This is a genomic window from Sphingomonas sp., from assembly GCF_031372575.1.
Lineage (GTDB): Bacteria > Pseudomonadota > Alphaproteobacteria > Sphingomonadales > Sphingomonadaceae > Sphingomicrobium.
The window spans coordinates 1-2,614 of record NZ_JANMLM010000011.1 but is presented as its reverse complement, the minus strand read 5'-3'; the positions used below and the strand labels follow the sequence as shown (position 1 = coordinate 2,614).

Sequence of the window (2,614 nt, the reverse complement as noted above, 5' to 3'; positions counted from 1 at the left end):
GTCGCCGGCGCCAAGGCTGCCGATTTCGACTGTGCCGCGATCCTCGCCCTTGCGCAAAAAGCGGACGGTCGCACCGTCGTCCATGCCAGCGATGGCGGTCATTACCAGCACCGTATTCTTGTCGAAATAGTCGCAGCTTGCACCCTTGCCGCTTTCGCCGCGCGTCAGGCATTTGATGCTCGCGCGGATCGGCTTGACCAGCACTGCCGGTGTCTTTGCCGCTGTCGCCGCCGTCGCCGTTGCGCGACCCTTGGGATTGGGCAGCGGCGGCAATGCGGTAACCATGAACGGCGCTTCCGGTTCAGCGCTCGAATCGTCGAAGCTGCCTTTGCCAAGGTCGATCGCCGACAATCCGATGGTCGCCGATTTCGACGCGGCCAATTGGTCAAATCTGGCCGCTTCAGCCTGCAATTGGGCAATCAGTTGGTCGCGCGCGACGGGCGGCATCGTGCGCACTTCCATCTGCGCGATTGCGGCGTTGAGCGTCGTCACCCATTCCGCGTCGGTTGCACCGGGCTTGGAGCACAGCTTTACGCGGGTCGAGCGATGCTTGACCGGATCGATTTCCACCATCGCTTCGAATTTGTGGTCGCCGCACGCATTGACCAAAGCCACCCGCTCGGGCGTGTCGCCCTCAATGGCTTTATCCGGTTCACCCTGAGGCGCTTCAACAGCGGTTTGAGCCACGACCGGAACGGCAATGGTCAACGAGGCCGCAAGCACGGCTAAACGGAACGATGACGACACGAACACTCCCCGATTTCGGACGATCAAACCAAGTCCATTGGCACTGAATGTCAGTTGAACGCCTGATCAGGCCCGCGTCAATGCGGGGGCTGGCACCACCGCGCCCGAACCACCCAGCGCGGCCCGCCGCAAGGCCTCGGGATAAATCCGACCGAACAGCACGTCCATGCTCTTGTCCCAGCCAAATTGGCGGGCGTGCGCGAGCACTCGCTGGCGCATCGCGGCCATGTCCCCGGCCCATAGTTCGAGAATATTGGCGGCCATTGCCGCGCTGTCGTTGACTGGCCCGAGGCGGCCGAGATTATCATCGATGCGATCGTGCATCGCACCGGCCGCGACCCCGACCACCGGCAATCCCGATGCCTGCGCCTCGATGATCGAAATGCCGAAGGTCTCGTCGGCCATGCCCGACACATAAAGGTCCGCACTGGCCAGCCAGCGGGCGAGTTCCGACCGACCGGCAACGTAGCCCGGGGCGTGCAGCCGTGGCGCCCCTGAAGCGAGGAATTGCGCGCGCAGCGGCCCATCGCCGAGCAGCACGAGATGCGCGGCAAGCGCGTCTGGCAACATCCGGAACGCGTCGACCACGGTCTGCGCGCGCTTCTCGCCGTCCAGCCGACCGGCATAGATTAGCAGCGGCGCATCATCCTTTACCCCGAGCTTGCGGCGCAACGCCGGATCGCGGCAGTCGGGGGAGAACTCGCCTAGCTCGACGCCCAATGGTACAACGTCGACCGGGTCGAGCCCAAGCGAGCGAAGTTTCGCCGCGCCGCCATGTTCGGACAAAGCGTAGGTCAGGTCGAATTTGCTGTAGAGCTTGCCGCAATACCAATAGCAAAGCCGCGATGCGGCATCGGCAATCGTCCGGCCGACATATTTGCCAAACGGACGCTCAACATAAACGGTCGGAAAATCGGTCATATAGGCTGCGACCAGCGCCGTTCCGGGATGCCGCCTGGCGTGGGAAATGGCGGCCCACGGCAAATTATACGCATCCTGGCATTCGATCATGTCGGGCCGGTATTGATCGAGCACGCGCCGCACCTGCCAGCTGCGCAGCAACAATCGGTAATTGGGGCTGCCCGGAACCTTGGGCGAAGCGACCGTCGCGGTGATCGTCCGACCGTCCTCGACAATCTCGTCCTGCTCACCGGGAATGATCAGCAAGTGGCGATGCGACGTGTTGTCGAGAATGTGCTGACGCTTGTGGCGAAGATAGGTGCCCACCCCGCCGCCAACCGCCGACCAGCTTTGAGTGACATCGCACATCAGGAGCCCGCGTCCATTGTATCGCGCGGCCCCAAGAGGATCATCTCTGCTCATTGCCACGGATAACCCGCATTGGGACCGAAAGTGCCAGCGGCAGACGATTCACGCCGAAAGCGTCGGAAATCTTTACGTTCGGTCGAGCGTGAGGCCGATGATATCGCGAAAAATCCCTTTTTTTCTGCCACAAAAAGCAATTGGCACGGCGATTGCAATACTTAAGTCGTCCACTTGGTTCCACAAACCAAATAAAGGGGTGGCGGCAGCGGTTTCTGGTCCCGCGCCGCCGCCCCTTTTTTATTGCGCTGGCGCGACGCCTTCGACCAATTGCTTTAATTCACCGCTTTCGAACATTTCCATCATAATGTCCGATCCGCCGACAAACTCGCCCTTCACATACAGCTGGGGGACGGTCGGCCAGTCGGAAAATTGCTTGATGCCGCCGCGAATCTCCGCGTCCTGCAGGACATCGACGGTTTCATAATGCACCCCGAGATGATCGAGGATAGCGATCGCGCGGCTCGAAAAGCCGCATTGCGGGAACAAGGGTGTGCCCTTCATGAACAGCACGATGTCATTGGCGTTGACGAGGCCGTCGAGG

Annotated in this window: 3 protein-coding genes; all 3 read right to left on the bottom strand. The window is 61.4% G+C overall.

The features are described 5' to 3' along the window. On the bottom strand, positions 1 to 687 hold a 687-nt coding region (locus RMN73_RS00750), incomplete at its 3' end, for a hypothetical protein (protein ID WP_309601408.1). A gap of 126 nt (positions 688 to 813) precedes the next feature. After that, a complete protein-coding gene (locus RMN73_RS00745; protein WP_309601407.1) occupies positions 814 to 2,016 on the bottom strand; it encodes a glycosyltransferase in 1,203 nt (400 codons plus the stop codon). Between the two features lie 294 nt (positions 2,017 to 2,310). Next, on the bottom strand, positions 2,311 to 2,614 hold a 304-nt coding region (gene grxD / locus RMN73_RS00740), incomplete at its 5' end, for a Grx4 family monothiol glutaredoxin (protein ID WP_309601406.1).

What these genes read in the sequence shown, in the direction of transcription:
- RMN73_RS00745 (WP_309601407.1), bottom strand. Translation starts at nt 2,016, where the DNA reads ATGTGCGATGTCACTCAAAGCTGGTCGGCGGTTGGCGGCGGGGTGGGC.